Annotated in this window: 22 protein-coding genes; 11 read left to right on the plus strand and 11 right to left on the minus strand. The window is 51.2% G+C overall.

The features are described 5' to 3' along the window. The first annotated feature begins 270 nt into the window (after positions 1–270). Positions 271–855, plus strand: a complete 585-nt coding sequence (locus AC5JO6_RS08075) for an SH3 domain-containing protein (RefSeq protein ID WP_496080545.1) — start codon at positions 271–273, stop codon at positions 853–855. Between the two features lie 188 nt (positions 856–1043). Then, positions 1044–1688 carry a DUF1361 domain-containing protein gene (locus AC5JO6_RS08080; RefSeq protein ID WP_496080546.1) on the plus strand — a complete coding sequence of 215 codons (645 nt, stop codon included), beginning with the start codon at positions 1044–1046 and terminating at the stop codon, positions 1686–1688. An 80-nt stretch (positions 1689–1768) separates the two neighbouring features. Here the strand turns inward: AC5JO6_RS08080 and AC5JO6_RS08085 are convergent, their stop codons facing one another. After that, complete coding sequence (locus AC5JO6_RS08085; protein WP_496080547.1) at positions 1769–1891, minus strand: hypothetical protein; 123 nt, start codon at positions 1889–1891, stop codon at positions 1769–1771. Positions 1892–2048: 157 nt separating this feature from the next. Between AC5JO6_RS08085 and AC5JO6_RS08090 the strand changes: the two genes are divergently transcribed. Together AC5JO6_RS08090 and gcvT are read left to right on the plus strand one after the other, a co-directional pair. Beyond that, on the plus strand, positions 2049–2738 hold the full coding sequence (locus tag AC5JO6_RS08090) for a hypothetical protein (protein ID WP_496080548.1): 690 nt from the start codon (positions 2049–2051) through the stop codon (positions 2736–2738). Between the two features lie 158 nt (positions 2739–2896). Further along, entirely contained in the window at positions 2897–4165 is a 1269-nt protein-coding gene (gene gcvT / locus AC5JO6_RS08095; RefSeq protein WP_496080549.1) for a glycine cleavage system aminomethyltransferase GcvT, read from the plus strand. 10 nt (positions 4166–4175) lie between these two features. On the opposite strand, the gene AC5JO6_RS08100 is transcribed toward gcvT, so the two are convergent. Beyond that, a complete protein-coding gene (locus tag AC5JO6_RS08100; protein ID WP_496080550.1) occupies positions 4176–4394 on the minus strand; it encodes a hypothetical protein in 219 nt (72 codons plus the stop codon). Between AC5JO6_RS08100 and gcvH the strand changes: the two genes are divergently transcribed. Both gcvH and gcvP read left to right on the plus strand, forming a co-directional pair. Then, positions 4393–4782 carry a glycine cleavage system protein GcvH gene (gene gcvH, locus AC5JO6_RS08105; RefSeq protein ID WP_496080551.1) on the plus strand — a complete coding sequence of 130 codons (390 nt, stop codon included), beginning with the start codon at positions 4393–4395 and terminating at the stop codon, positions 4780–4782. The two genes, AC5JO6_RS08100 and gcvH, sit on opposite strands and share 2 nt — an antisense overlap. A gap of 320 nt (positions 4783–5102) precedes the next feature. Next, complete coding sequence (gene gcvP / locus AC5JO6_RS08110; RefSeq protein ID WP_496080552.1) at positions 5103–8066, plus strand: aminomethyl-transferring glycine dehydrogenase; 2964 nt, start codon at positions 5103–5105, stop codon at positions 8064–8066. Positions 8067–8134: 68 nt separating this feature from the next. On the opposite strand, the gene AC5JO6_RS08115 is transcribed toward gcvP, so the two are convergent. Then, positions 8135–8218, minus strand: a complete 84-nt coding sequence (locus tag AC5JO6_RS08115) for a hypothetical protein (protein ID WP_496080602.1) — start codon at positions 8216–8218, stop codon at positions 8135–8137. 330 nt (positions 8219–8548) lie between these two features. Between AC5JO6_RS08115 and AC5JO6_RS08120 the strand changes: the two genes are divergently transcribed. Then, positions 8549–9571 (plus strand): hypothetical protein, encoded by a 1023-nt coding sequence (locus tag AC5JO6_RS08120; RefSeq protein ID WP_496080553.1) that lies wholly within the window; start codon positions 8549–8551, stop codon positions 9569–9571. A gap of 274 nt (positions 9572–9845) precedes the next feature. Here the strand turns inward: AC5JO6_RS08120 and AC5JO6_RS08125 are convergent, their stop codons facing one another. Together AC5JO6_RS08125 and AC5JO6_RS08130 are read right to left on the minus strand one after the other, a co-directional pair. Further along, positions 9846–10367: a cell division protein SepF gene (locus AC5JO6_RS08125; protein ID WP_496080554.1), complete on the minus strand. Its 522-nt coding sequence runs from the start codon at positions 10365–10367 to the stop codon at positions 9846–9848. 80 nt (positions 10368–10447) lie between these two features. Continuing rightward, on the minus strand, positions 10448–10828 hold the full coding sequence (locus AC5JO6_RS08130) for a cupin domain-containing protein (RefSeq protein ID WP_496080555.1): 381 nt from the start codon (positions 10826–10828) through the stop codon (positions 10448–10450). Between the two features lie 193 nt (positions 10829–11021). Between AC5JO6_RS08130 and msrB the strand changes: the two genes are divergently transcribed. Continuing rightward, entirely contained in the window at positions 11022–11528 is a 507-nt protein-coding gene (msrB, locus tag AC5JO6_RS08135; protein ID WP_496080556.1) for a peptide-methionine (R)-S-oxide reductase MsrB, read from the plus strand. A gap of 45 nt (positions 11529–11573) precedes the next feature. Here msrB and AC5JO6_RS08140 read toward each other — a convergent pair whose 3' ends face one another. The 4 genes from AC5JO6_RS08140 to AC5JO6_RS08155 form a co-directional block, all read right to left on the minus strand. After that, complete coding sequence (locus tag AC5JO6_RS08140; protein ID WP_496080557.1) at positions 11574–12071, minus strand: PTS sugar transporter subunit IIB; 498 nt, start codon at positions 12069–12071, stop codon at positions 11574–11576. Beyond that, a complete protein-coding gene (locus tag AC5JO6_RS08145; protein WP_496080558.1) occupies positions 12068–12640 on the minus strand; it encodes a PEP-utilizing enzyme in 573 nt (190 codons plus the stop codon). Before AC5JO6_RS08145 ends, AC5JO6_RS08140 begins: the two co-directional genes overlap by 4 nt. A gap of 69 nt (positions 12641–12709) precedes the next feature. Further along, positions 12710–13075 (minus strand): phosphoenolpyruvate-utilizing N-terminal domain-containing protein, encoded by a 366-nt coding sequence (locus tag AC5JO6_RS08150; protein WP_496080559.1) that lies wholly within the window; start codon positions 13073–13075, stop codon positions 12710–12712. Positions 13076–13097: 22 nt separating this feature from the next. Next, positions 13098–13829 carry a glucose PTS transporter subunit IIA gene (locus AC5JO6_RS08155; RefSeq protein WP_496080560.1) on the minus strand — a complete coding sequence of 244 codons (732 nt, stop codon included), beginning with the start codon at positions 13827–13829 and terminating at the stop codon, positions 13098–13100. Between the two features lie 366 nt (positions 13830–14195). Between AC5JO6_RS08155 and AC5JO6_RS08160 the strand changes: the two genes are divergently transcribed. Next, a complete protein-coding gene (locus AC5JO6_RS08160) occupies positions 14196–14990 on the plus strand; it encodes an N-formylglutamate amidohydrolase (RefSeq protein WP_496080561.1) in 795 nt (264 codons plus the stop codon). Between the two features lie 151 nt (positions 14991–15141). Continuing rightward, positions 15142–17064 carry a S9 family peptidase gene (locus tag AC5JO6_RS08165; protein WP_496080562.1) on the plus strand — a complete coding sequence of 641 codons (1923 nt, stop codon included), beginning with the start codon at positions 15142–15144 and terminating at the stop codon, positions 17062–17064. Positions 17065–17141: 77 nt separating this feature from the next. On the opposite strand, the gene AC5JO6_RS08170 is transcribed toward AC5JO6_RS08165, so the two are convergent. Both AC5JO6_RS08170 and eno read right to left on the minus strand, forming a co-directional pair. After that, on the minus strand, positions 17142–18047 hold the full coding sequence (locus tag AC5JO6_RS08170) for a LolA family protein (protein ID WP_496080563.1): 906 nt from the start codon (positions 18045–18047) through the stop codon (positions 17142–17144). Between the two features lie 180 nt (positions 18048–18227). Continuing rightward, positions 18228–19502, minus strand: coding sequence for a phosphopyruvate hydratase (gene eno / locus AC5JO6_RS08175; RefSeq protein WP_496080564.1), 1275 nt, complete (start codon positions 19500–19502; stop codon positions 18228–18230). 718 nt (positions 19503–20220) lie between these two features. Between eno and AC5JO6_RS08180 the strand changes: the two genes are divergently transcribed. Further along, positions 20221–24213 (plus strand): EAL domain-containing protein, encoded by a 3993-nt coding sequence (locus AC5JO6_RS08180; RefSeq protein WP_496080565.1) that lies wholly within the window; start codon positions 20221–20223, stop codon positions 24211–24213. The last annotated feature ends 185 nt before the right edge of the window (positions 24214–24398 follow it).

Below are 24398 nucleotides of genomic sequence, written 5' to 3' on the forward strand. Positions count from 1 at the left end.
TTTGTAGTAACGAATGCGATTCGCCCAGTACTTCTTAAGCATCCTCTAACTTCTATGCTGACCGCTGACCGCTGACGGCTGACGGCTGACCGCTGACTGCTGACCGCTGACCGCTGACCCCTGACCGCTGACCCCTGACCGCTTCTACTTCAATCGTTACACTCTCATGCTTTTTAGTTTTGAATCTAGCCTTTGCGTGTAAGATGCAGTGCAGGAATTTTGCCGCGAACGTTTAAACAAATAACTTGAATTTGAAGAGGAGTGTTTTCGATGAAAGAAGCAACGAACAAAGCCAGATGTTTCCAACTGTCTGTTGGCGCTGTAGCCATAGCGATCGCCACTACAGGGCTGAGTGCACCTGTCCTTGCTGGATCTGTACTGAGTGAGCCTACCAATCTAGCTCAAGCACTGATTGGTCAGTGTCGCGCTGTTAACAAAAGGGTTTCGGTCTACAAGCAGGCATCGACTACGGGCGCAGTGGTGAGCACCCTCAATGCTGAGACGAAAGTCACGCTGGCTGACAACGGCAGTGGTGGCTTTATCGGCATCAGTAGCCCAGTCAGTGGTTACGTACAGGTTGCTAACTTGAAACTGTGCAGTGGCACTCCGCCTGTAGGCAACACGTGCCGCCGTGTCATTCAACCTCTGGGTTTAGCCATCCGCAGAGAAGCCTCACCCGATTCGGTTTACATCAGCGGTGTAGCGTATCTGGAGCGCCTTGATCTGACCACAACACCTGCTACGTCGAAGCGTGGACCTGATGGTCGTAATTGGATACAGATTGCCAAACCAGCGGCTGGATGGGTGTCAAATGGCTTCCCAGGTGGCAGCAGCAATCTGGGTGTTTGCCCTTAGAGCTTCAGGAGAAACCGGGTTGTTCTAAAGCGTTCTTGCGATCGCCCCGTGACAACCCGATTTCTTCATCTTTTACAGGTTTCTGAACTGAAAGCTGTAGCCCTTGATGCCTTCAGAGTGAGTTGGAAGTTACTTTAACTTGAGGTTAACCTGTGGCAAGGTAAGTCTATCGAAATCGAGCGATCGAAATGCAATCAAGATTTTTGGAGGCGATCGGAGCCTTCTCTGGTGTTTACAGCGGTTGGATTCTCTGGAATCTCTTTTTAGCATTTATTCCTTTGGTCTTGAGCTTCTGGCTCTTTCGGCGGCGAACGATCGATCGCTCAGCGTTGTGGTGGCTGGGGTGGATTGTGTTTATCGCCTTTCTGCCCAATGCGCCGTATTTGTTGACCGATATTATTCATTTGATTCGTGGCACCCGGGCTGGGTATGCGACCTGGATTATTGCGCTGGTTTTCATTCCGCTACACATTGCAGCAATTACGAGCGGCTTTGAGGCGTATGTGGTTGCCCTCATTAATCAAGGACATTACTTAAAGCAGCAAGGGCAACGGCATCTGGTTCTATGGTCTGAGCTGGCAATGCATGGACTGTGCGCGATCGGCATCTTTTTGGGCAGATTCCGCCGCTACAACAGTTGGGATCTCGTGACTGACCCTGGCAATGTACTGATAGCAACAATGGATGACTTAACCGCAAAGCTGCCTCTGCTGGTGATTTTCATTACCTTTATCGGTCTCACTATTCTGTATTGGATCATGAAGCAGATTACGCTTGGTCTAGTATTGCGCTTCCGTCAGATACGCCGCAACAGACTGATTAAATTTGATTAAGAGCTTGCTAAAAAACAACTGCACACGTTTGGATCAGCGATCAGCTTTTCGCTGACGGCTGACAGCGACAGACCATGCTGTTAGTTCTGTACAACTCCTAAGTAGGCGGCGACAATTGACCGATCGCCGAGGCTCATTTGTTGAGAGCGATCGGTACAACGGATGGTCGTTCGCAACACGATCGTACGCTGCATCATCTTCATGCTTACTCTTGACAATATGCTTACTCTTGACAATGCGTTGGTCTGAAATGCTTCGTGAACAGTATTATGTCAGCGTAGGATAGCTGGAGTTGGTAATACCCTGACGTTCTGCATTGGCTGCCAAAATTTTCGGGTCAGAGTTTGCCAGGGAAGAGGAATGAGCGATCGCATTGCGAATGATGACTGGAAAAGACGGGTTGCGTCGATCATCAAGGTCAACTTAATGGGTTTAGCCTGTGCGGTGTTAGTGGCGAGTTGCGGTCGGTCTGATCCCCTACTTAACCCTGATCCACTGGCACCGTTTGTGCAGGCACGCTACAGCGTCGAAGGTGCCATAGCCACCTTTAAGCAAGAATTTCAACCGACTGGTACGAGCGACAGTCTAAGTGAAACCGACTGGAACAAATACAGAAGGGGACGGCAGCTTTACAATCAGGCAGCGTCTGCAATCAACGCTGTCATTGTGCAAGTTATGCTGGCAAACCAGACTCGCACCGAACTCTCTGAGGTTGACTTTAAGCAGCGCTTGGCAACTGCCATCAATCAGGCTGCGGCGTTTCGAGAGTATGCCGAAACAGTCCGCAGAGAGCGTCCTGGAGCCGATGGCAGTTCGTCACAGGCACAACCGTTTTACTTTTCGGTGCCCATTAACCCGATCGGCGTTCCTGATTTGCTCAATTCCATCTTTGGTCAAATTAATACCGCTCTTGGGCAGGCTAGAAATGCTGAGCAAGATAAGCGCGATCGCATTGAAGGGGTACTGAGAAGCCTGCTGCTGCCGCCCTTTGACGAAACAGGCAAGAGAGCGCCAGATTCCTTCAGTCCGCCCAGTAGACGCTCTCAATGACTGCTACTGCGATCGAGTCAAAGGGTTCGGTAGCGATGGTCATCTTGGCATTTTTGAATCAAGGGACGAAACGCAAAATCCGCCCTCACCCTAGCCCTCTCCCAAAAGGCGAGGGAACTGGATTCCTTCTCCGTTCTCCTTGAGGAGAAGGGCTGGGGATGAGGGAAATCACCCATGCAAGCAGCAGCGATCGTCCATCTTCACAGGCGATCGCGCGTCGCTACAATCACAGCGACCAGGTTTCCTTTAGGATGAATGTTAGCGACACGGAAGCAGAACTTGTGATACCAGACGACACGAAGGCAGCGCCACCATCAGACCTACCGCTTCCATTAGCGCGAACGCCTCTGTTTGAGTTGGGGCTTAACCTGAAAGCGCGGATGACTGGGTTTTCTGGTTGGGAGATGCCCATCCAGTACAGCGGCATTACACGTGAGCACCAGGCAGTGCGATCGGCGGCTGGCATGTTTGATATTTCGCACATGGGCAAATTTCGGCTCACAGGCGATCGACTGGTGGAGCAATTGCAACGGCTAGTACCCTCTGACCTGAGACGGTTACAGCCCGGTCAAGCACAATACACCGTGCTGCTGAATGACCAGGCAGGCATTGTGGATGACCTGATTTTTTACTACCAGGGGTTGAACCAAACGGGTCAAGAGCGCTGGTATGCGATCGTCAATGCTTCGACAACGCTTAAAGACAAGACCTGGCTGTTAGAGCATCTCGATCGCAGCCGGGTCACGTTTCAGGATGACTCAACGACCAAAGTACTGCTGGCGGTTCAAGGACCTGATGCGGTGAAGCAGTTGCAACCGCTTGTCCTGGAAGATCTGTCAACAGTGCCAGCCTTTGGTCATTTTGAGGGCACCATTCTAGGGCAACCAGGCTTCTTAGCGCGCACAGGCTACACGGGTGAAGATGGCTTTGAAGTGATGGTTGATCCAGCGATGGGTGTGGAGCTGTGGCGATCGCTCCTCAATGCAGGCGTTATCCCCTGCGGACTCGGTGCGCGCGATACACTCCGGTTAGAAGCCGCCATGGCGCTCTATGGACAGGATATTGACGACACGACCACACCTTTAGAAGCGGGCTTGGGTTGGCTGGTACATCTGGAGAGTAAAGGCGACTTTAGCGGACGATCGGTGCTAGAGCAGCAAAAGCAAGCGGGTGTGAAGCGGCGGCTTGTTGGGCTACAAATGCAAGGGCGCAATATTGCCCGTCACGGCTACCGGGTGTTCTATGAGGGGCAGCCTGTCGGTGAAGTGACTAGCGGTACCCAAAGTCCCACGGTAGAGCAGGCGATCGCCCTCGCCTATGTGCCCACACCGCTTGCTAAACTCAATCAGACGCTACACATAGACATTCGAGGTAAACTTTACCCGGCTCTGGTCGTTAAAAAGCCCTTTTACCGTCGTGCAAAGTAGCGGTCAGCGGTCAGCCGTCAGCTTTGTGTAACGGGCTGTTGTCTAAACCAAACGATCGACACAATTCAAGTAGGATCACTATGGCTGACCGCTGATAGCTGACCGCTGACCGCCAACCGCTGACCGCTAACCGCTGATAGCTGACCGCTGATAGCTGACCGCTGATAGCTGACCGCTGACCGCTAACCGCTGATAGCTTGTATTCCAAATTGCTCTGAGGAACCCACATGACATTTGACTATCCTGATGATCTAAAGTACCTGGACTCGCATGAATACGCCCGACTGGAAGGCGAAATTGCAACGATCGGCATCAGTGCGTTTGCGGTCGATCAACTGGGCGATATTGTTTTTCTGGAACTGCCAGAGATGGGCGATGCGATCGCAAAAGGTGAAAAGTTTGGCACTGTAGAATCGGTTAAAGCGGTTGAAGACCTCAACGCTCCCGTTACAGGCACGATCATTGAAGTCAACGCTCCGCTCATTGAGACACCAGAGCAGCTTGCGGAAGACCCCTATGGCGAAGGTTGGCTGCTGAAGGTCAGAGTCAACAATCATAACGACTTAGATGACGCGCTCTCGGCAGATGAGTATCGCCAGCAAGTCGAAGGTGAGTAAGCTAACTGCCGGGTACACAGGCGCATCGGGAAAGCTAGGGCGATTTTCAGAAAAGATTCTACCCTTTGACTCCGCTCAGAGTGCAAACTGGTTGAGCGAAGTCGAAGCCAGCGGGTAGTTTCTTTGTCAGAAATCTTCTAGGTTCATGGTAATCCGCACTGTGCGATCGATCACGATGCCAGCGATCGCCTACACCACGCTTTCTGCCCAAATGTTGCAGAATATGAAGACAGCCTGTCGTAAATGCGTGTAGTGTGTCTTAATCTACAACGCGATCGGGCTGCTACTGTTTTCACTAACGCCCTACCGCAGAGCCGTCCATGCTAGAGCCTTCTCAATCCAGCTTCAGTGAGACCAAGAGAACCGAGCCGAAGGTGAACGGGGCTACCGTTTCTCCGCCCAGCGTCTCAACCTCTAACCCGCTAGAGTACACCGATGTTTTTGTCGATCGCCACATTGGTCCACGTGAGCCTGACATTGACCAAATGCTGGCGGCGATCGGGTTCGACAGCCTGGAAGCCTTGATTGACGCAACCATTCCGCGCGCCATTCGACTACGAAAACCACTGCGGCTCGAATCGGGCAAAGCAGAGTATGAGCTGCTGGCAGAGCTGAGAGAAATTGCGCAAGAAAACCACGTGTTTCGCTCTTTCATTGGCATGGGTTACGCCAACTGCATTACGCCACCTGTGATCCAGCGCAACGTTCTAGAGAATCCCGGTTGGTATACGCAGTACACACCCTATCAGCCCGAAATCGCGCAGGGACGATTGGAAGCGCTGCTCAACTTTCAGACAATGGTGACAGATCTGACGGGGCTGGAAATTGCAAATGCGTCTCTGCTGGATGAAGCAACGGCAGCGGCAGAAGCCATGACGATGAGCTATGGCGTGAGCAAGACGAAAGCAACCGCGTTTTGGGTGTCTGAAGCGTGCCATCCGCAGACGATCGCGGTAGTGCAAACTCGCGCTAAACCTTTGGGCATTGAAGTAATTGTGGGCGATCACCACACCTTCCAGTTTGATCAACCTGTCTTTGGCGTGCTGCTGCAATACCCAGCCACCGATGGGGCGATTTATGACTATCGGGATTTCTGCGATCGCGCTCATGCTGCTGGAGCCTTAGTTACTGTTGCCGCCGATTTGTTGAGCCTGACGCTGCTAGTGCCACCGGGCGAATTTGGAGCAGACATTGCGATCGGTAATACCCAACGGTTTGGTGTGCCGCTGGGCTATGGCGGACCCCATGCCGCTTACTTTGCCACCAAGGATGCCTTCAAGCGACAACTGCCGGGTCGCCTGGTAGGGGTGTCCAAAGATGTGCATGGAGCGCCTGCCTTGCGCCTTGCCCTGCAAACCCGCGAACAGCATATTCGGCGAGACAAAGCGACCAGCAATATTTGTACGGCACAGGTGCTGCTGGCGATCGTGGCTGGTATGTATGCGGTATACCACGGTCCCGTTGGATTAAGGCAGATTGGCGATCGTGTCCATCGTCTCACAGTCATCCTGGCAGAAGGCTTGCGACGGCTAGGGTATGCCCCCAGTGCAGAGCCGTTCTTTGATACCTTGCGCGTTACCGTCCCTGACGATAAAGTAGCCGAAATCACTCGGCGGGCACATTCCCACCAAATTAATCTGCGGCAGCTCAATGCCCAGACGTTCACGATCGCTCTAGACGAAACCGTTTCTTCAGATGACCTGCTTGCTCTCTTCCAGGTCTTTGCGGGTGCAGAAATTACTCACTTCACCCCCGAAGATTTGCTCACCGCCGCGCCGCCTCACCTCATCCCGTCATCGTTGCTCCGCTCTACGCCTTACCTGACGCATCCCGTCTTCAATGTCTACCACTCAGAAACAGAGCTACTGCGCTACCTGCATCGTCTGGAGTCCAAAGATCTATCGCTCACAACGGCGATGATTCCCCTTGGCTCTTGCACGATGAAGCTCAACGCGACTGCCGAAATGCTACCCGTTACCTGGGCAGAGTTCGGGCAGATTCATCCCTTCGCACCACTTGACCAGACACACGGTTACCAGACGCTCTTTCGGCAGCTAGAGCACTGGTTGGCAGAAATTACGGGGTTCGCTGGCGTATCGCTCCAACCAAATGCAGGCTCACAAGGTGAATATACCGGACTATTGGTCATTCATCAGTATCACGAGCAGCGTGGCGAAGGGCACCGCAATCTGTGCCTGATTCCTCAATCGGCTCATGGCACCAATCCTGCCAGCGCGGTCATGGCAGGGATGAACGTAGTGCCCATTGCCTGCGATCGCGACGGGAATATTGATGTTGCTGATCTCAAAGCAAAAGCAGAGCAGCATCGAGAGCATCTAGCCGCGCTGATGGTGACATACCCCTCCACGCACGGTGTCTTTGAAGAGGCGATTCAAGACATTTGCGAGACGATTCATGCTCACGGTGGACAGGTTTACATGGACGGTGCTAACTTAAACGCGCAAGTAGGCTTGTGCCGCCCCGGTGACTTTGGTGCGGATGTCTGCCACTTGAATCTGCACAAGACTTTCTGTATTCCACATGGCGGCGGCGGTCCGGGTATGGGTCCGATCGGCGTAGCAGCGCATCTTGTCCCCTTTTTGCCTCAACACCCGATCGTGCCCGTCGGTGGCAAACAGGGTATTGGTGCCGTCTCAGCCGCGCCATGGGGTAGCCCCAGCATTCTACCAATTTCCTGGGTTTACATTGCGCTGATGGGTGTAGACGGGCTGACTAAAGCGACGCAGGTGGCAATTCTCAGCGCAAACTACATTGCCAAACGGCTGGAAGGTCATTATCCAGTACTTTACAAGGGCAAGCATGGCTTGGTCGCTCATGAGTGCATTTTGGACTTACGTCAGTTCAAAAAAACCGCTGAGATTGAAGTGGATGACATCGCCAAGCGGCTCATCGACTATGGCTTCCATCCGCCTACGGTGTCGTGGCCCGTTGCAGGTACCATCATGGTAGAACCCACAGAGAGTGAGTCGAAGCAGGAACTCGATCGCTTCTGTGATGCCATGATTGCGATTCGCGCTGAAATTCAGGCAATTGAGGATGGTACAGTCGATCGCCAAAACAATCTTCTCAAGCACGCCCCTCACACTGCTGCGGCACTGATGTCCGACCATTGGGATCATCCTTACTCGCGTCAGCAAGCTGCCTATCCAACCGCATGGACACGCAACAACAAGTTCTGGGCGGCTGTGGGACGGATTGATCAGGCGTATGGCGATCGCAACCTTGTCTGCACCTGCCCACCCATGACTGCTTACGAAAGCTAAGTCGCCGTTGAAAAGCAAGCAGTCTGAGCTAGTGCGCCATCATGCACTGCCCGATCCTGCGTATTCATCTAACGCGTCAAGAATGCTTCGATTTCTGGTAGCCCCATTTTCCGTGGCTGCCGCTTGTGATGAAAAGCAACGTATCGCTTAATCCACTGAACATAACTTTTTCAATTTGACACGAGTAATGTTTGGGCCGAATTGTGTCCCGCACAACCTCCAATAGTATTTTGGGACGCTCATCCATAGAATTTTATGATTCTTCAGCAAAATAATGGTTCTAATCTTATGTAATCAAAATATCTAATGGAAAGTGAGGGAAAATACACGGAAAGTTTCAGGGTATCCGCCCAAATCAGGGAGATATACGGAAACTTTCCGTATAATCAGTAGTTAGGTGGCTTCATCTACTGAGTTGAGCAATGCGTAAGAGTTTTTCGTTAGAGTTTTGTAAGGTAATTGCTTTGAAATAACTACCAGACATGGCTAGTAAACCTGAATACCGATGGATACCGAAGCAAGAGATTGCGTTAGATTCCCTTGGCAGAATGCAAGCGCATTTCCACAAACCTTTGGAACCAATGGGTGAAGCATGGTTTATGAGCGAAAAAAGACGTATGTTCCATGAGCTGATGGAGCAACCTATTGAACAAGTCCCAGTCAAGATTTTGTCGAAAGCACTGACTGAAATATCTTCTGGAACTTGTTGTTTTGGTCATAGAGATGAGTGGGATCAATGGTTTAAGTATCTGCTGCCGTATTCAATTGCTCGCTGCCATGAGTTGGTAAGTTATGACGAAACGCTGCTGATTCAAGATATTGCAGCAGCGTTTATGTGTATTTATTGGAAAGGAATTCCAGAAGAATATCCTGAGTTTCGGGAGGATGTTATTTGCTCGTTATCTGTCAGTCTTATGGTTTCTGATTTATGGATTGATTATCAAGATGAACTTACGAAAAGTTCATACCCCAAATTTAACTTTCAAATCTGGAGAAACAAAAATGACACTTTACGAATGGATTGGAATGCAAGAAAAGCAAATTGCAACCTCTCATCCATGATGTTCTTCTGCTTAAAATATCTGGAGCCAAAAGAAATTTATACATGGATACATTCTTGTATTTCAATTTATGATCCATATTGGAGAGGTGCACTGTCAGTTTGGTTATTGGGCGCTAGCGATTTATTATGCAAATCTATAATTGTTCCTTCTGATGTGGATAGAGCCATTCCTCAAGTTATTTGGCAAGGCTCAAGAATGCTTGGTTCTATCGCTGGTTCGGTAGATGCAAAATACCCGCCAATGGAAGAGCACAACGACAATATATATTTCCTTCCTCAAGAGAAGACTGTGGCGTTGCGAGAAGAGGTAAATCGCTTAATAACGCCTGAGTTGATTTTAGACTGGGCAGAATTATTTTCGCATGACCCATTCCTTTTGGAAAGTACATACAGTGTTCCAGAGAGTCTACTTGAAAAAGTCCCATTACTGCCAGTCACCTAACAACTGCGCTGAACCGGACCTAGCCGCAAATTGTTGAATTTGCAGAAGTTACCGTTGTCCGGTTAGCTTAGACGTTAGGTACAAACGAAAACAGCGTTATTGGAATGCAGTCTTCAGCATTGAGTACAAAAAACCTCAGTACAGTGGCGATCGCAACCTCTTCAGTACATGCCTACCAATGGTAGATTACGAGAGTTAGGTGGCTATGTGAGAGCATTTGAATACGCTGCTGTCTTACACGCTGGCTTTGGCTTTGCGTGATGCTAAACGGATTCTAATGGCTCATCTGGGTTGTATTGCCCCAGGCAGGAGCAGGCGGAGTGATCTGAGTTGGTGGCATTGGTATCCGCTGTGGTGCTGGCTGCATTCCGGTCGGATAGCTGCTGATTTGCACAAAGCTCGGCGTGAACAGGAAAATATGCTCACCGATGCGCTCTTGGTGTCCATCAATGGCGAACGCTGCACCCGCAACAAAATCGACGCAGCGCTGTGCGGCATCGGCATCCATTAAGCTCAGGTTCAGGATGATCGATCGCCGTTCGCGTAATGCCGTTACCGCCTGGGGCATTTCCTCAAATGAGCGCGGCTCCATCAGGTACATTTCTGTATGCGCCATTTTACGGTTTGGCATCCCTACGACATTACTGGGCGGAGTCAGTTGCTGTTGCGCGGGGTCGATCGTGTCAGAGGCATAATAGGCAGAGCCGTCTTCTTCCTCGTACTCATAGTCATACTCGTTCTCGTCGTAGCGATCCTCAAACCCAAATGAGTCCCATACGCGCCGAAAGATATTCATGACGACCACTTCAGATTAGTTCATGCGTTCCATCTTAGCTGACGATCGCCATCTTCACCAGCGGTAACATTTGGTTGCGATTAGGAAGGGAGGATCAACGACTCGTCTAACGCCACCAGTTGATACCCTGCATCGGCTGGCGTTACCACAGAGATGAAAATCAGTGGTTCATCACCAGGATTGACAACCCCATGTACAGAGCCGATCGGTGCAATGACAATATCTCCGGCTGCGATCGGCGTGGTTATACCCGCTTGATCCAGGTAATAGTCTCCGCTCCCAGCTAAAATAGTCCAGGTGTCCTGTCCGTTAGGATGACAGTGTGCAGGAATTGTCTGACCTGGTTTGACATACCAGGCAACTACAACGGCAGCTTTAGATTCTGTGACGACCGATCGTATCGGCTCCTCATCCGTCGGCTGCAAAAATTGAGCGCTCTTAAAGACCCTGACCGTGCCCATCTTTGTTCTCTACTGCTGTTCCATCTACCAAGAGTAGCTTACACCAGCAAAATGGTCTTGACCTTAGAGGTTGCTTAGCGCTTTCTAAGGTATTCTTCATGCTTAATTCAGATGCGTTGTGCATGATAGTGGTCTAGCCTTAGCAATGATTTACAGGTCGGATTAACGAGCAACGTAGCAACGAAACTGAAACATGAAGAAGCGCTATTTTTTATGGGCTGGCACAGCTATGCTTGGCACAGCCTGGTTATCACGCCATGTTCCTGGGACACGAGCAGAAATGGCAACCACAAACTCGCAAAAGACAAGCAGCTTTGAGATTACGAAGACGGAACAAGAGTGGCGCAAAATCCTGACACCAGAGCAATTTAAGGTGTTGCGTCAAGAGGGAACAGAACTCCCTGGCACCAGTGCGCTCAACCAGCAGCATGGTGAGGGTACGTTTGCCTGCGCTGCCTGTGCTCTGCCGCTGTTCACATCAGCGACTAAGTTTGATAGCGGTACGGGCTGGCCCAGCTTTTACGCTCCTATTGAAGGGGCTGTAGATACCACAACCGACACGTCACTCTTTATGACTCGTGTGGAAGTGCACTGCCATCGCTGTGGTGGGCATCTAGGGCATGTGTTTGATGATGGTCCGAAGCCGACTGGCAAACGCTATTGCATGAACGGTGTGGCAATGACATTCATACCAGGATAAGCATCCCGACTTTCATAGACCAATCGATCTAGACCAACAGAAACTCTACGTCCCTATCGTTAGATCCTGGACACTATCCATTGCGGCGGCATACTGGGCGGCATTTAACCCGACGAGTAGATGCATCTTGCCCTCCGGCAAGCTCAAAATGCCCTCTACGCCAGCGGCTTGCAGCGCTTGTTCGTTTACGGCTGCACGATCGATCACCTCAACGCAGAGCCGTGTGAGTGCAACTGACTCAACCTGTCGAATGTTGGTTTGACCACCCAGACCGTTCACAATGGCTTGAGCTTTATTGGCAGCATTTGGATCGGGTGGAATCATTGCAGGCTGCTCTTCTAACGGTTTCATCTCGGTCACTACTGGTTCATCAGGCAGATCATCCACTGGATCAGCGTCTGCCCCAGCGGTCTTGAGATATTCAATCATGTCAGTTTTCAGGTTTTCCGATCGCGTCCCAAAAATCGCCTGAGCGCTGTCACCAATTTCCAGCACGCCCGAAGCGCCGAGAGCTTTGAGTTTTGCTTTGTTTACCTTCGTCATATCACTTCGGTGCGTAGCAGTCCTACCCCTTCGCCACCGAGTTCGACAGACTCTTTGGCATCGTGAAGGCTGCCAATATTAGCGACGACTTCAATCCGGTAGCCATCGATCGTCACGGAAGGTAGCGTTGCCCACTGGCGATCAGTCGTTTGCTTTGTCTGTTGTCGTGTGATGCGTTGCTGTACCTGTGCCAGTTCGTTAGGTGAGGCATTGAGGCGTAAGGTGCCCTTGCTGCCGTCGAGGATGACCGCTGTTCCGTCTGGCAAGTCTAAAAGGTGGGCTTCTGCGCCAACGATCGCGGGTATGCCCATCGATCGCGCCAGAATCGCCACATGAGAAGTCGCGCCGCCTGCCAGTGTACAGAAGCCTTTAACAGTCTCTCGATCGAGGGTTGTCATATCCGAGGGCATAAAGTCCTCCGCCAGCAGAATCGTATTGGGTGGATAGGTTGCTGTAACGGTGCTGGCTCCTATAAGCAGACGCAGCACGCGCTGTCCGACATCACGCAGGTCATTGGCACGCTGGGCAAACAGTTCATTTGGCAACTGGGCAAGCTGTTCTGCTTGCAAAGTAAACGCTTGCTTCCAGGCGTAGGCTGCGCTCTTACCCTGATCAATGTTGCTGTGTGCGACATCCAGTCATTCTGGAGCTGCCAATAGTTCACGGTGAGCCGCAAAGATAGCGGCTTTGTCTGGCTTGCCCTGACGTTCGACTTTGGCTCGTACTGCGTCTATCTCTAGCGATGCCTGGGCGATCGCGCCATCAAGCTGCTGTTTCTCCTCAGCCGGATTCTGAGCCGTTTCCACAAGCTCCAACGCCTGTTCGCGCACGCGATAGGTTTGACCAACAGCGAGACCGGGAGAAGCCGAAACACCCAACAGTAGGTTCGCGTCGGTAGAGCGAGGAGGTGGCGGCAGACGTTGCTGCGATTGCTCCCGCTTCTCAGATACGGCAGCGGGAACCGAGACATCCTCTCCTAAGCCACCGACGATCGCGTCCGTCAACGCTAAAACGGCAGCGTTGGCATCAGCTCGCGGTTAGCGTCACTGTCTTGTCGTGTCCTACTTGCAGACTCATGAGCGCAATCACGCTGCGGACATTAGCACTGTCCTTGCCGCGATGCAATTGAATCTTGGCTTGATAGTTTTTGGCAAGATTCGCTAAAACGGCAGCGGGTCGAGCGTGCAGTCCCACTGGGTTGGGGATGACGATCGGCTCTGATGTCACTTGCTCACCGACTGGGGTTGCGACCGCAGCGTCCACCCCTTCAGCGAGGGTGACTTCCAAGACTGTATCTTTTCCCACAGCGACTGACCCAGAGCGGCAAGACAGGCTGCCAACGCGATCGACATTCGTAATCACAATTTCCGTCAGCAAACTTTTCGCGTGCAGCGCAATGTAATCGGCATCAAAATCAATCAGCACATCACCCGCTTTTACCCGATCGCCCACTTTGACCTGCGGTGTGAATCCGTTGCCCCGCAACTCAACCGTATCCAGCCCAATGTGCATGAGAATTTCTAAGCCTTCGGCGGTTCTTATTGAGACCGCATGGTGCGAGGGATGGAGCTGAATGATTTCTCCATCGCACGGTGCCTGAAGGCTTTGACTGGTGGGGTCAATGGCAATGCCATCGCCTACTATTTTTTGGGCAAATACAGGATCAGGGACGCGATCGATCGCAAGGAGATAGCCGGACAGCGGTGCCAGTAAGCAAACGCTTGTTTGGGTCAGAGCAGAGGCTATAGCAGTATGCATGATGTTATCGACCGTTTATAATGGCTATTTAAAGAAGGCTGCACCAATCAGATTGATCGCCGAAATGCAAATACTACAAAATTACACCTAAAGTTGTGGTCTGCGATCGCTCCCACAATCGCTGCCCATCAATAACGCACTCAGTCCGTTATCATTTAAAGCGTAAACTAACCGTTCGCTTAACGGCGCTGAAGTTGTTTAAATCTGCCCTTCAAACTGAGCCAGGGCAGTTAAATTTCTTAAAGAAAACGGCTGTTTTTCGCAAACAAAAAGCAACCACGATCGTAGAATAGCTCACCAATGCTCAGTGATGAACATGGAGAAGCGAGTGCGTTACGCTAGACATTAGAGTAGATTGCGTAACCGATGGAACCATTTCTTTTGCATACACCGCAAGGGCAGACAGTGCCGATCGTCGCCAATCTTCCCCATAGCGGTCTGTTGGTTCCTGATGCGATCGCGGCACAGTTTCTACCCGCGCAATTGGAATCATTACCTAACACCGATTGGCATCTTGATCAACTATATCGATCGCTGCCTGCCTTGGGCATTACAGTATTGCAGGCAACCCACAGTCGCTATGTTGTTGACCTTAATCGGCAATTACAAGAACCCATTTTTGGTAGTTTTTGGGCATCGGTCATACCAGCACAAACTGCCTTTGGAAAACCGATTTACGCAACGGCTCCAAGCTTAGAACAGTTACAAGAACGCGTTGAAAACTTCTACGTTCCCTATCATCAAAAGCTAACCGAACTTCTCAAAAAACAGGTTGCTGTTTTCGGTAAGGTGTATCTTTTGGATTTACACAGCTTTTTTGGTCCCATTACTGAAGCGGTTTGTTTGGGCGATCGCAACGGTAAAACATGCTCGGAACGCTTAATTGCCTCTGTAGAAACCCAGTTCCGCCGCAAAAATTATCAAGTTGTGAGAAACAAAGTTTTTAATGGTGGCTACATTACGGGTCACTATGGTCAGATGCCAGGTGTTGAAGCGCTTCAGATTGAAGTTCGTTATCATGTGTATCTCAACGCTGCTGAGCTAGAGAAAGCAACGCCGCCATCGTGGAACGTGCCTGAGTTTCATGTTGCAAAGCAGGCGATCGATGACATTTTTAGTGCCATTGTTCATGATCTTACAAAAAGCAAGGCTGATGGCTGAAAGCTGATGGCTGAGAGCTGATGGCTGAAAGCTGATGGCTGAAAGCTGATGGCTGAAAGCTGATGGCTGAAAGCTGATGGCTGAAAGCTGAAAGCTGATGGCTGAAAGCTGATAACTGAAAGCTAAACTAACTCAAAATTACTCCAAACTCATGGTTGAATCTCTCACTGCATCTTACGGCTCCTGGAAATCTCCCATCTCTTCTGATTTGATTGTGGCTGGCACGATCGGGCTGGGTGGCGTTCGGCTGGATGGCGAGTCTGTGTACTGGACTGAACTGCGCCCAACCGAAGCGGGTCGTAATGTGCTTGTACGTCGAACTCCTGATGGCAAAATGACAGACATCACGCCCAAACCGTTCAACGTCAGGACGCGGGTGCATGAGTACGGTGGTGGCTCTTACCTGGTGCATCAAGGCACTGTCTACTTTTCTCATTTTGCAGATCAACGGCTCTATCGCCAGGATGCTGATGCAGAGCCAGTGGCAATTACACCCGAAGCCGCTTTGCGCTACGCCGACGGTGTGGTTGACGTACAACGGCAGCGGTTAATCTGCGTGCGGGAAGACCATAGTGGCGATGGCGAAGCGGTGAATACGATCGCTAGCATCAGTCTTGATGGCAGCACTGAACAGCAAGTACTCGTTTCTGGCAGTGACTTCTACTCGTCACCGCGCCTCAGTCCAGACGGTTCCCAACTGGCGTGGCTAAGCTGGAATCATCCGAATATGCCGTGGGATGGCACCGAGCTATGGATCGCAACGGTCGCAGCTAATGTGCTAGAAGCACCACAGAAGATTGCAGGCGGCATTAACGAGTCGGTATTGGAACCGCAGTGGTCGCCGGATGGGGTGCTGTACTTTGTGAGCGATCGCTCTGGCTGGTGGAATCTTTACCGCTGGCAAGGAGACATTGAGCCGCTTTGCCCGATGGCAGCCGAATTTGGCTCGCCGCATTGGGTCTTTGGCATTTCAAACTATGGGTTTGAATCGGCGCAGCATCTGATTTGCACTTACAGCAAAGAAGGGCTTTCTTACCTCGCCCGTCTCGATACGCAAACCAAGCAACTGGAGTTAATCGAAACGCCCTATACCGAAATTGGCGGCATTCACGTTGCACCCGAACGCGTGTTGTTTAATGCAGGTTCGGCAACAGAACCAGGGGCAATCGTGCAGCTAGACCTGACAACGCAGACGCTTGAGGTCTTGCAACGCTCCAGCACGTTGACGATCGATCCTGGCTATCTGTCGGTGCCACAGTCGATCGCCTTCCCAACTGAAAACGGCTTGACGGCGTATGGCTTTTTCTATCCACCTAAAAATCAAGACTACGCCGCTTCAAGTAATGAACGCCCGCCCCTGTTAGTCAAAAGTCATGGTGGTCCGACTGGCTCGACTTCAACCGTTTTCAACCTCAAAATTCAGTACTGGACGAGTCGTGGCTTTGCCGTTTTAGATGTTAACTATGGCGGTAGTACAGGTTACGGACGCGCCTACCGTGAACGCCTGAAAGGGCAGTGGGGCATTGTGGATGTCGATGATTGCGCCAATGGTGCCAGTTATTTGGCAAAGTCTGGGGCGGTGGATGGCGATCGCCTTGTCATCGACGGTGGTAGTGCAGGCGGCTACACAACCCTGGCAGCGCTGACCTTTCGCAAAGTCTTCAAAGCAGGGGCAAGTTTCTACGGCGTAAGCGATCTGGCAGCGCTGGCACAAGACACCCACAAATTTGAGTCCCGTTATCTGGACGGTTTGATTGGTCCTTATCCTGAAGCCGAAGCGCTGTATCAAGAGCGATCGCCCATTTATGCGACCGATCGCCTAGCCTGTCCCGTCATTTTCTTTCAGGGCGACGAAGACAAAATTGTGCCGCCCAATCAAGCAGAAATGATGGTCAATGCCCTTCGTGCCAAAAAGCTCCCCGTTGCCTATGTGCTTTTTGCAGGCGAACAGCACGGTTTTCGCAAAGCCGAAAACATCAAACGCACATTGGATGGAGAATTCTACTTTTACTCCAGAGTGTTTGGGTTTGCGATGGCGGATGATGTGGAACCTGTCGCGATCGACAACCTTTAGATAGCGGTCAGCTATCAGCTATCAGCTATCAGCTATCAGCTATTAGCTTTTTCTGCTTTCTGCCTCCTGCCTTCTTTCTACAACGGTCCTAGCACCAAAGCCTTTACTTTCTTTGTGCCCTTTGGTGGTGTAAAGGTAAATGTGTTAGTGCTGACAGGCGCGATCGCAACGCGGCTCAGAATGCGTTCGACCATTGAAATATCGGAGTCTAGATACTTTCCAACAATCCGCAACTGCTTGAGTACAGCAGAATCAGGTTCTATAAAGGCACTCATGAGAAAGCCTTGTTTCGCGGCGTTGTATTCATAGGCGTAGAACGTTTGGCTATCAACGGTGCGAGTACCTCCCTTTAAGTCGCTCAGCGCTAAGCCAATTTCCTGCAATAGATTCGTATCAGACAAGGCACCTTTCGCTACGGCGGTTTTTACCTCTAGCGGCGTTTGGGCAAACATCGTTGTGGCAAAACCAATCCAGTAGCTATCCTCTAACTGGTCAAATTTCTCATAATTGAAAATGGCATACTGCTTTAAATCGGCGCGGTACACCCACACCAGCTTGCCATCAGAAACAATCAGCGTTTTAATTTGCGTCTTTGTTCCTGGTTTAGCGAATAAAACCTCTGTCCGAAATTTATTGGGAAATTGAGCGGTTGTCTGTATTTGAGCATCGGACGTGACGGTTGTATTACCAATGACGGCATTCACATTCATCGTGGACTGCGTTTGATAGTCGTCACTCTTGAGAAACCCTGTGATGACTTTAGATAGAAGCAAAAGATCAGGTTTGCTGTCCACTTGACTGATGCGTCGAGTCTCTTGAGGTAAAACTGAAATCACCTGCTGAGACAACGATACGTCAGTCTGCATTTGCAAACGATCGAGATGCGTTTGTGACCGAAACGCCGCTGCTGATAAGGCAGAAGACTTTCCGCTCAACAAAACGGCGACGCTGACAGCCGCGACTGTGCGGAAGAAAAATTTCATGAGCTTTGCGATCGATTTCGTCAGGATTCTAACCTGCTCAACTCAACAGTGTCATAAAAGTACCGTGAAGGAGAAACGTTTTGCATGTTGAGTTGACTGCCTTGCACTCAGCAACGCCGTTTGTTTTTCCCGCAGTTTCCTCACGTCTCTGCAAAGACAACCGATCCGAAACACCGTACTTTACTTAAACGCCGCTTTACCTGCGAACCGTGCCGACTTACCCAACTGGCGTTCAATGCGGAGCAGTTGGTTAAATTTGGCAACCCGTTCGCCCCGGCAGCCAGAGCCTGTTTTGATTTGACCAGCGCTGGTGGCAACCGCCAGATCTGCGATCGTCGTATCTTCTGACTCACCGGAGCGATGGGACACGAAGTACTTGTAGTTGTTTTTGCCCGCCAGTTCGATCGTGTCCAGGGTTTCAGTCAGCGTACCAATCTGATTCACTTTAATCAGCACCGAGTTAGCCACACCCGCCTCAATGCCTTCAGCAAGAATTTTGGTGTTGGTGCAAAACAGGTCATCGCCGACGAGTTCAACAGTATCGCCGATCGTGTCTGTTAACAGCTTCCAGCCTTGCCAGTCGTTTTCGCCCATGCCGTCTTCGAGGGAGACGATCGGGTACTGCCGTGCCCAGGATGCCCACAAGTCCACCATTTCTTCAGACGTTTTGGTGGATTGATCGGATTTGAAGAAGACGTACTTGCCGTCTTTCCACATTTCGCTCGTCGCAGGATCAAGACAGATAGAAATGTCATCACCGGGCTTGTAGCCTGCCTTCTCGATCGCTTCTAAAATGACTTCTACCGCTTCTACGTTGGATTGGAGGTTAGGAGCAAAACCACCTTCATCGCCCACACCTGTACTCAAACCTTTTTTGTTGAGGATCGACTTAAGTGCGTGGAATGTTTCCATGCCCATGCGAATCGCTTCGGTAAACGAAGGCGCGTTGTGAGGCGCAATCATAAACTCCTGAAAGTCCACTGTGTTATCGGCGTGACCGCCACCGTTAATGACGTTCATGCAGGGAACAGGCAGCAGCGACGCATTGATGCCGCCCAGGTAACGGTAGAGCGGCAACTGTTGGTAGTTTGCAGCAGCCCTGGCAACCGCTAGCGAGATCGCAAGGATGGCATTTGCGCCCATTGCCGCTTTGTTGGGTGTGCCATCTAGCTCAATCATGGCAAGGTCGATCGCCCGTTGATCAGTGACGACCATGCCAACCAGTTCAGGCGCAAGTTTGTGATTCGCGTTCTCAACCGCCTGGAGCACGCCCTTCCCGCCGTAGCGTTTCGGGTCACCATCGCGCAGTTCGACCGCTTCTTTCTCACCCGTTGATGCACCTGAAGGGACGATCGCCGATCCCTCTGTGCCATCCTCCAGCACCACGCGTGCTTCGACCGTAGGATTGCCGCGTGAGTCCAGCACTTCGCTTGCAATAATTTCCTCAATGTACATGCTAACTCCTCCTTTCGGGTTGGTTGAGACGGTTAAGACCAGCGCGGGTTGCGTGTGCCACGTTTCGCCTAGACATCCTACAGTACGATGCCGCCTCGCAGGAGTACTACAGACAACAGACAAGATTGGAACGTCGGTTACAGTAGCAGTCAATGCAGTGGTCATGCATGCGATCGCCGATCGTGCTCTTTGAGTTCGTTGGCGGCTAAAACTGGGGACTCTAGAGAGAACAACGCTGTCGCAGCCCATCTCACTGCCGCCAGAAGTAAACGACTGTTTGCCCCTTTTGTCGCTTAAAGCTGCACAGAGGCTTGATGTCGCTCCTTTGTGTATGTTGTTAGCGACTAAAACTAGACCTCGCTGCAAAGTAAGGTTAAGGCTTACACTAGAACAAATAAAGAGACTTCCCACGCTTTTCCTTTTGCCTACGGAAAGATGTCCAGTTTTATCAGTAGCAGGGTGCGTTTTCAGCTAAATCAGCTATGTCAGTCGTTGTTTCCAACTGTATGTCCGATCGCTGAAGCGGCACCTCGCTCTAGCTGAGTCAAGCAAAGAACCTGACATGCTGAGATTGAGTTTGGTTAACTTAGATCCGTATATTCACGCTAGGCAAGGTGATATATATCACTGATAGCCAGGTTAACGTAGTGCATCATTTGTCTACCGCTCATGCTGCTGTAGTCAGTACCATCGCTGAAGCCGAGCTTTTACACTGCTGATGTCAAAGACTGAACCAGGTAGCACTACGTTTAACATCGCCGATTTAGAGCAAAGCGCAGCGGCATGTGAGCGATCGCAAGCAGAAGTGTGCCTTTTGCAAGAGATTACCGATGCGATCGTGGGATCGCAAACGTTTGATCGTGCGTTAAGCTTGGCGTTGCAGCAGGTTTGCCAGAGCCTAAACTGGGTGTTTGCTGAAGCCTGGGTGCCCAACACTGCCAAGACTCAGCTGGAATACAGTCGCGCCTGGTATGACAGTAAAGATGAACTGCAAGCCTTCAGAGCCGCCAGCGAAAACGTAGTGTTTGCCTGCGGTGAGGGGTTGCCGGGACGCGTGTGGCTCACCAAACAACCAGAATGGATTCCTGATATTAGCCGATCGTCTGACCGCGATTTTTTAAGGGCACGCCTTGCTCAAGCGGCTCAATTGAAAGCGGCGCTGGCAGTGCCCATCTTGGCAAAGGGTGAGGTTCTGGCGACGATTGTCTTTTTCCTGGCAACACCACGTTTTGAAGATGAAGCGTACGTACAAATTGTCTGCAATGTGTCGACACAGCTAGGCACCGTCATTCAGCATAAGCAAGCCGAAGTAACGGTGGAGCAGAACCAGCAGCGGCTACGTCGGTTGATTAACTCACTACCAGGGATTGTGTTCATGGGCGGTAGCGACCCAGAATGGACCATGCTCTACCTCAGCGAAGGCTGTTTGGCTATCACTGGCTATCGCAATGAAGAGCTTGCTGGCAGCCAACGACAGCGTTCCTACAACGATATTTGCCATCCCGACGATTTACCCTCTCTTCTCAGCAGCATTGAGCAGGCGATCGCCCGTCAAGAGCCGTATGTCGTTGAGTACCGTATCTACACCAAAGCCGGACCGGAAAAATGGCTATGGGAGAAAGGACATGGACTCTACGACTCAAACGGTGCCGTACTTGGCATTGAAGGCTTTATTACCGACATTACAGAACTAAAGCAAGCCGAAAAGTCTCTGCGCGAAAAAGAAGGCTTCCTGAGACTGTTGCTCGATAACCTTCCCCTCGCCATCTTCTGGAAAGACACGAACTCAGTGTATCTGGGCTGCAACAAACAGTTTGCTCAGAATCTTAAGCTTGATACGGTTGCCAGTGTGCTGGGCAAAACTGACTACGAACTGCCCTACAAGCGCCCCATCGCCGCACACTTTCAGCAGCAAGATCGTCAAGTCATTGCCTCTGAGCAGCCACTCCTGGGACTCATTGAAGCAAATACGCTCGCCAAGGAAGGTCAAAACTGGACGCAAGCAAACATCCTGCCGATTCACGATGCTGACGGTACAGTGATCGGTGTCCTGGGCACCATTGAGGATATTACCGATCGCCGTCAGGCAGAAGAAGTGATTCACCTTCAGCTTGCCGCGATCGAAGCTTGCACCGAAGGCATTGCGGTCATTAACGCCAGCGGCGAATTTGTCTACCTGAACCCGGCACACGCGCAGTGCTTCGGCTACGACCAGGCTGCCTTAACTGGCAAAAACTGGCGCATCCTCTATGCTCCTGATGAAGCACAGCGTTACGAGCGTGAAGTGTTTCCAGCCTTGCAGCAGCAGGGACGCTGGCAGGGAGAGGTCATAGCCAAACGGCGTGACGGCAGCAATTTTGCCGAAGAAGTCTCAGTTACACTGTTAAACGATGACAGCTTGCTCTGCGTTTGTCGGGATGTGAGCGATCGCAAGCGGAGTGAAGCCGATCGCAAACAGGCAGAGATCGCACTCAAACAAGCGGAGGAAAAATATCGCAGTATTTTTGAAAACGCCGTTGAGGGCATTTTTCAAACTACGCCAGACGGTCGCTACCTGACCGCGAACCCCATGCTGGCAAAGATCTACGGCTACGACTCTCCGCAAGAATTAACGACCAGCCTGATCGATATTCGACATCAGCTTTACGTTGACCCGCAGCGACGGGATGAGTTCAGTCGGCTGCTACAGGCGCAGGATGCCGTTTTAGACTTTGAGTCGCAAGTCTACCGCAAAGATGGAAGCATCATCTGGATTTCTGAACACGCCCGCGCCATGCGTGATTCTCATGGCTGCTTATTGGGTTATGAAGGCACCGTCGAAGATATCACGTCACGCAAGCAGGCAGAAGCCGAGCTGCTGCAACGCGATAACCTGCTGCAAGGCGTTGCCACTGCTATGACCTATTTGTTGACCGATACTAACTATGAAGCGGCGATCGCCAAAGTTCTGGAAACATTAGGACAGGCTGCTGGAGTCGATCGCGTCTATATTTACGAGAACCACCCTCACCCCGAAACAGGCGAGAGTGTTACGAGCATCCGCTACGAATGGGTGCGCGAGTCGATTTCAACTACCCTTCAGCAACCGTATTGGCAGAACCAACCCTATACTACGCCTGCGCTAGATGGCTGGTACGATGCCTTATCGAGTGGGCAGTCAGTGGGTGGGATCGTGGATGACTTTGACGCACCCAAACAGCAGGCGCTGCAACTCGATCACATTCTTTCGGTGCTGCTGGTGCCGATTCTGGTCGATAGTCAGTTTTGGGGCTTTATTGGTTTCGATGACTGTAAAACACAACGCCGCTGGTCTGGTAATGAAGAGTCCATTCTAGTAGCGATGGCTGCCAGCGTTGGCGGAGCGCTCAAACGCCAGCAGGCAGAAGCCACCATTCGTTATCAGGCATTTCATGACCTGTTGACAGGCTTACCCAATCGGATGTTGTTTAACGATCGCCTACCCCTGGCACTGGCAAACGCGCATCGCAACGAAACGATGTTGGCTGTGATGTTTCTCGATCTCGATCGCTTCAAAACTATTAACGACACCTTGGGGCACGCGATCGGCGATCAACTTCTGCAAGCCGTTGCCACACGCTTAGCCGAGTGTCTGCGAGAAGGCGACACGATCGCCCGTTGGGGTGGAGACGAATTTACCCTCTTGTTGCCTCAAATCAGCAATGCTGAAGATGCGGCTAAAGCGGCTCAACGCCTTGGCGAAGCGCTAAAGCCCGCTTTCTATCTCGAAACACACGAACTCTATATCAGCAGCAGCATTGGCATTGCCCTTTATCCCCACGATGGCGACGATGCCCAGACCTTGCTCAAAAATGCTGATGCGGCTCTGTACCGCGTTAAAGAGGAAGGACGTAACGGTTATCAACTTTACACCCCCGCTATCAACTCACACGCATCGGCATTGCTAGCGCTTGAGAGTAGCCTGCACCAGGCGCTGGAGCGCAATGAGTTTGTGCTGTACTACCAGCCGCAGATTAACCTTAACAGTGGGCGCGTGACGGCGATGGAGGCACTGATCCGCTGGCAGCACCCTATACTGGGGGCGATCGCACCGTCTATCTTCATTCCTCTGGCAGAAGAAAACGGTCTGATTGTGTCCATTGGCGAATGGGTATTACGCACTGCCTGTGCTCAAAACAAAGCGTGGCAGAATGCCGGATTACCACCACTGCGGATTGGAGTAAACCTTTCAGCGCGGCAGTTTCAGCAGTCTCGTCTGGTTACAACGGTTGCCCAGTTGCTGGCAGAAACTCAACTCGATCCTTACTACCTGGAGCTGGAGATTACCGAAACCGTAGCAATGCAAAATGTGCTGTCCACCACGTCACTGCTCAAAGAGTTGCAGGCGCTGGGTGTCCATATTTCTCTGGATGACTTTGGCACGGGCTACTCGTCGTTGGGCTACCTAAAGCATTTTCCATTAAACACGATTAAGATTGACCAATCGTTCATCAGCGAATTGACGATCGACCCGCATGATGCTGCGATCGTCAACGCAGTCATTGCCCTGGGACGCGGACTCAACCTGAACGTCGTTGCTGAAGGCGTTGAAACACAGGTACAGATGGACTACTTGCGATCGCGTCACTGTGAGGAGATGCAGGGCTACCTGTTCAGCCGCCCACTGCCAGCCACAGAAGCCACTCAATTTTTACAGACCCATCACGTTAACGCGCTGTTCACGGTGTTGTGACAGTTAGTAACAGTGAGTAAGGAGTTGTACAGAACTAACAGCATGGTCTGTAGCTGTTAGCCGTCAGCGAAAAACTGATAGCTGATCGCTGATCGCTGATCCAAAAGTGTGCAGTTATTGTTTAGCAAGCTCTAAGTGTTCAATCCAGACTCCATCCCGCTTGGGCAGGGGCGATCGACGCTAGA

It is taken from the genome of Tildeniella sp., assembly GCF_059505325.1.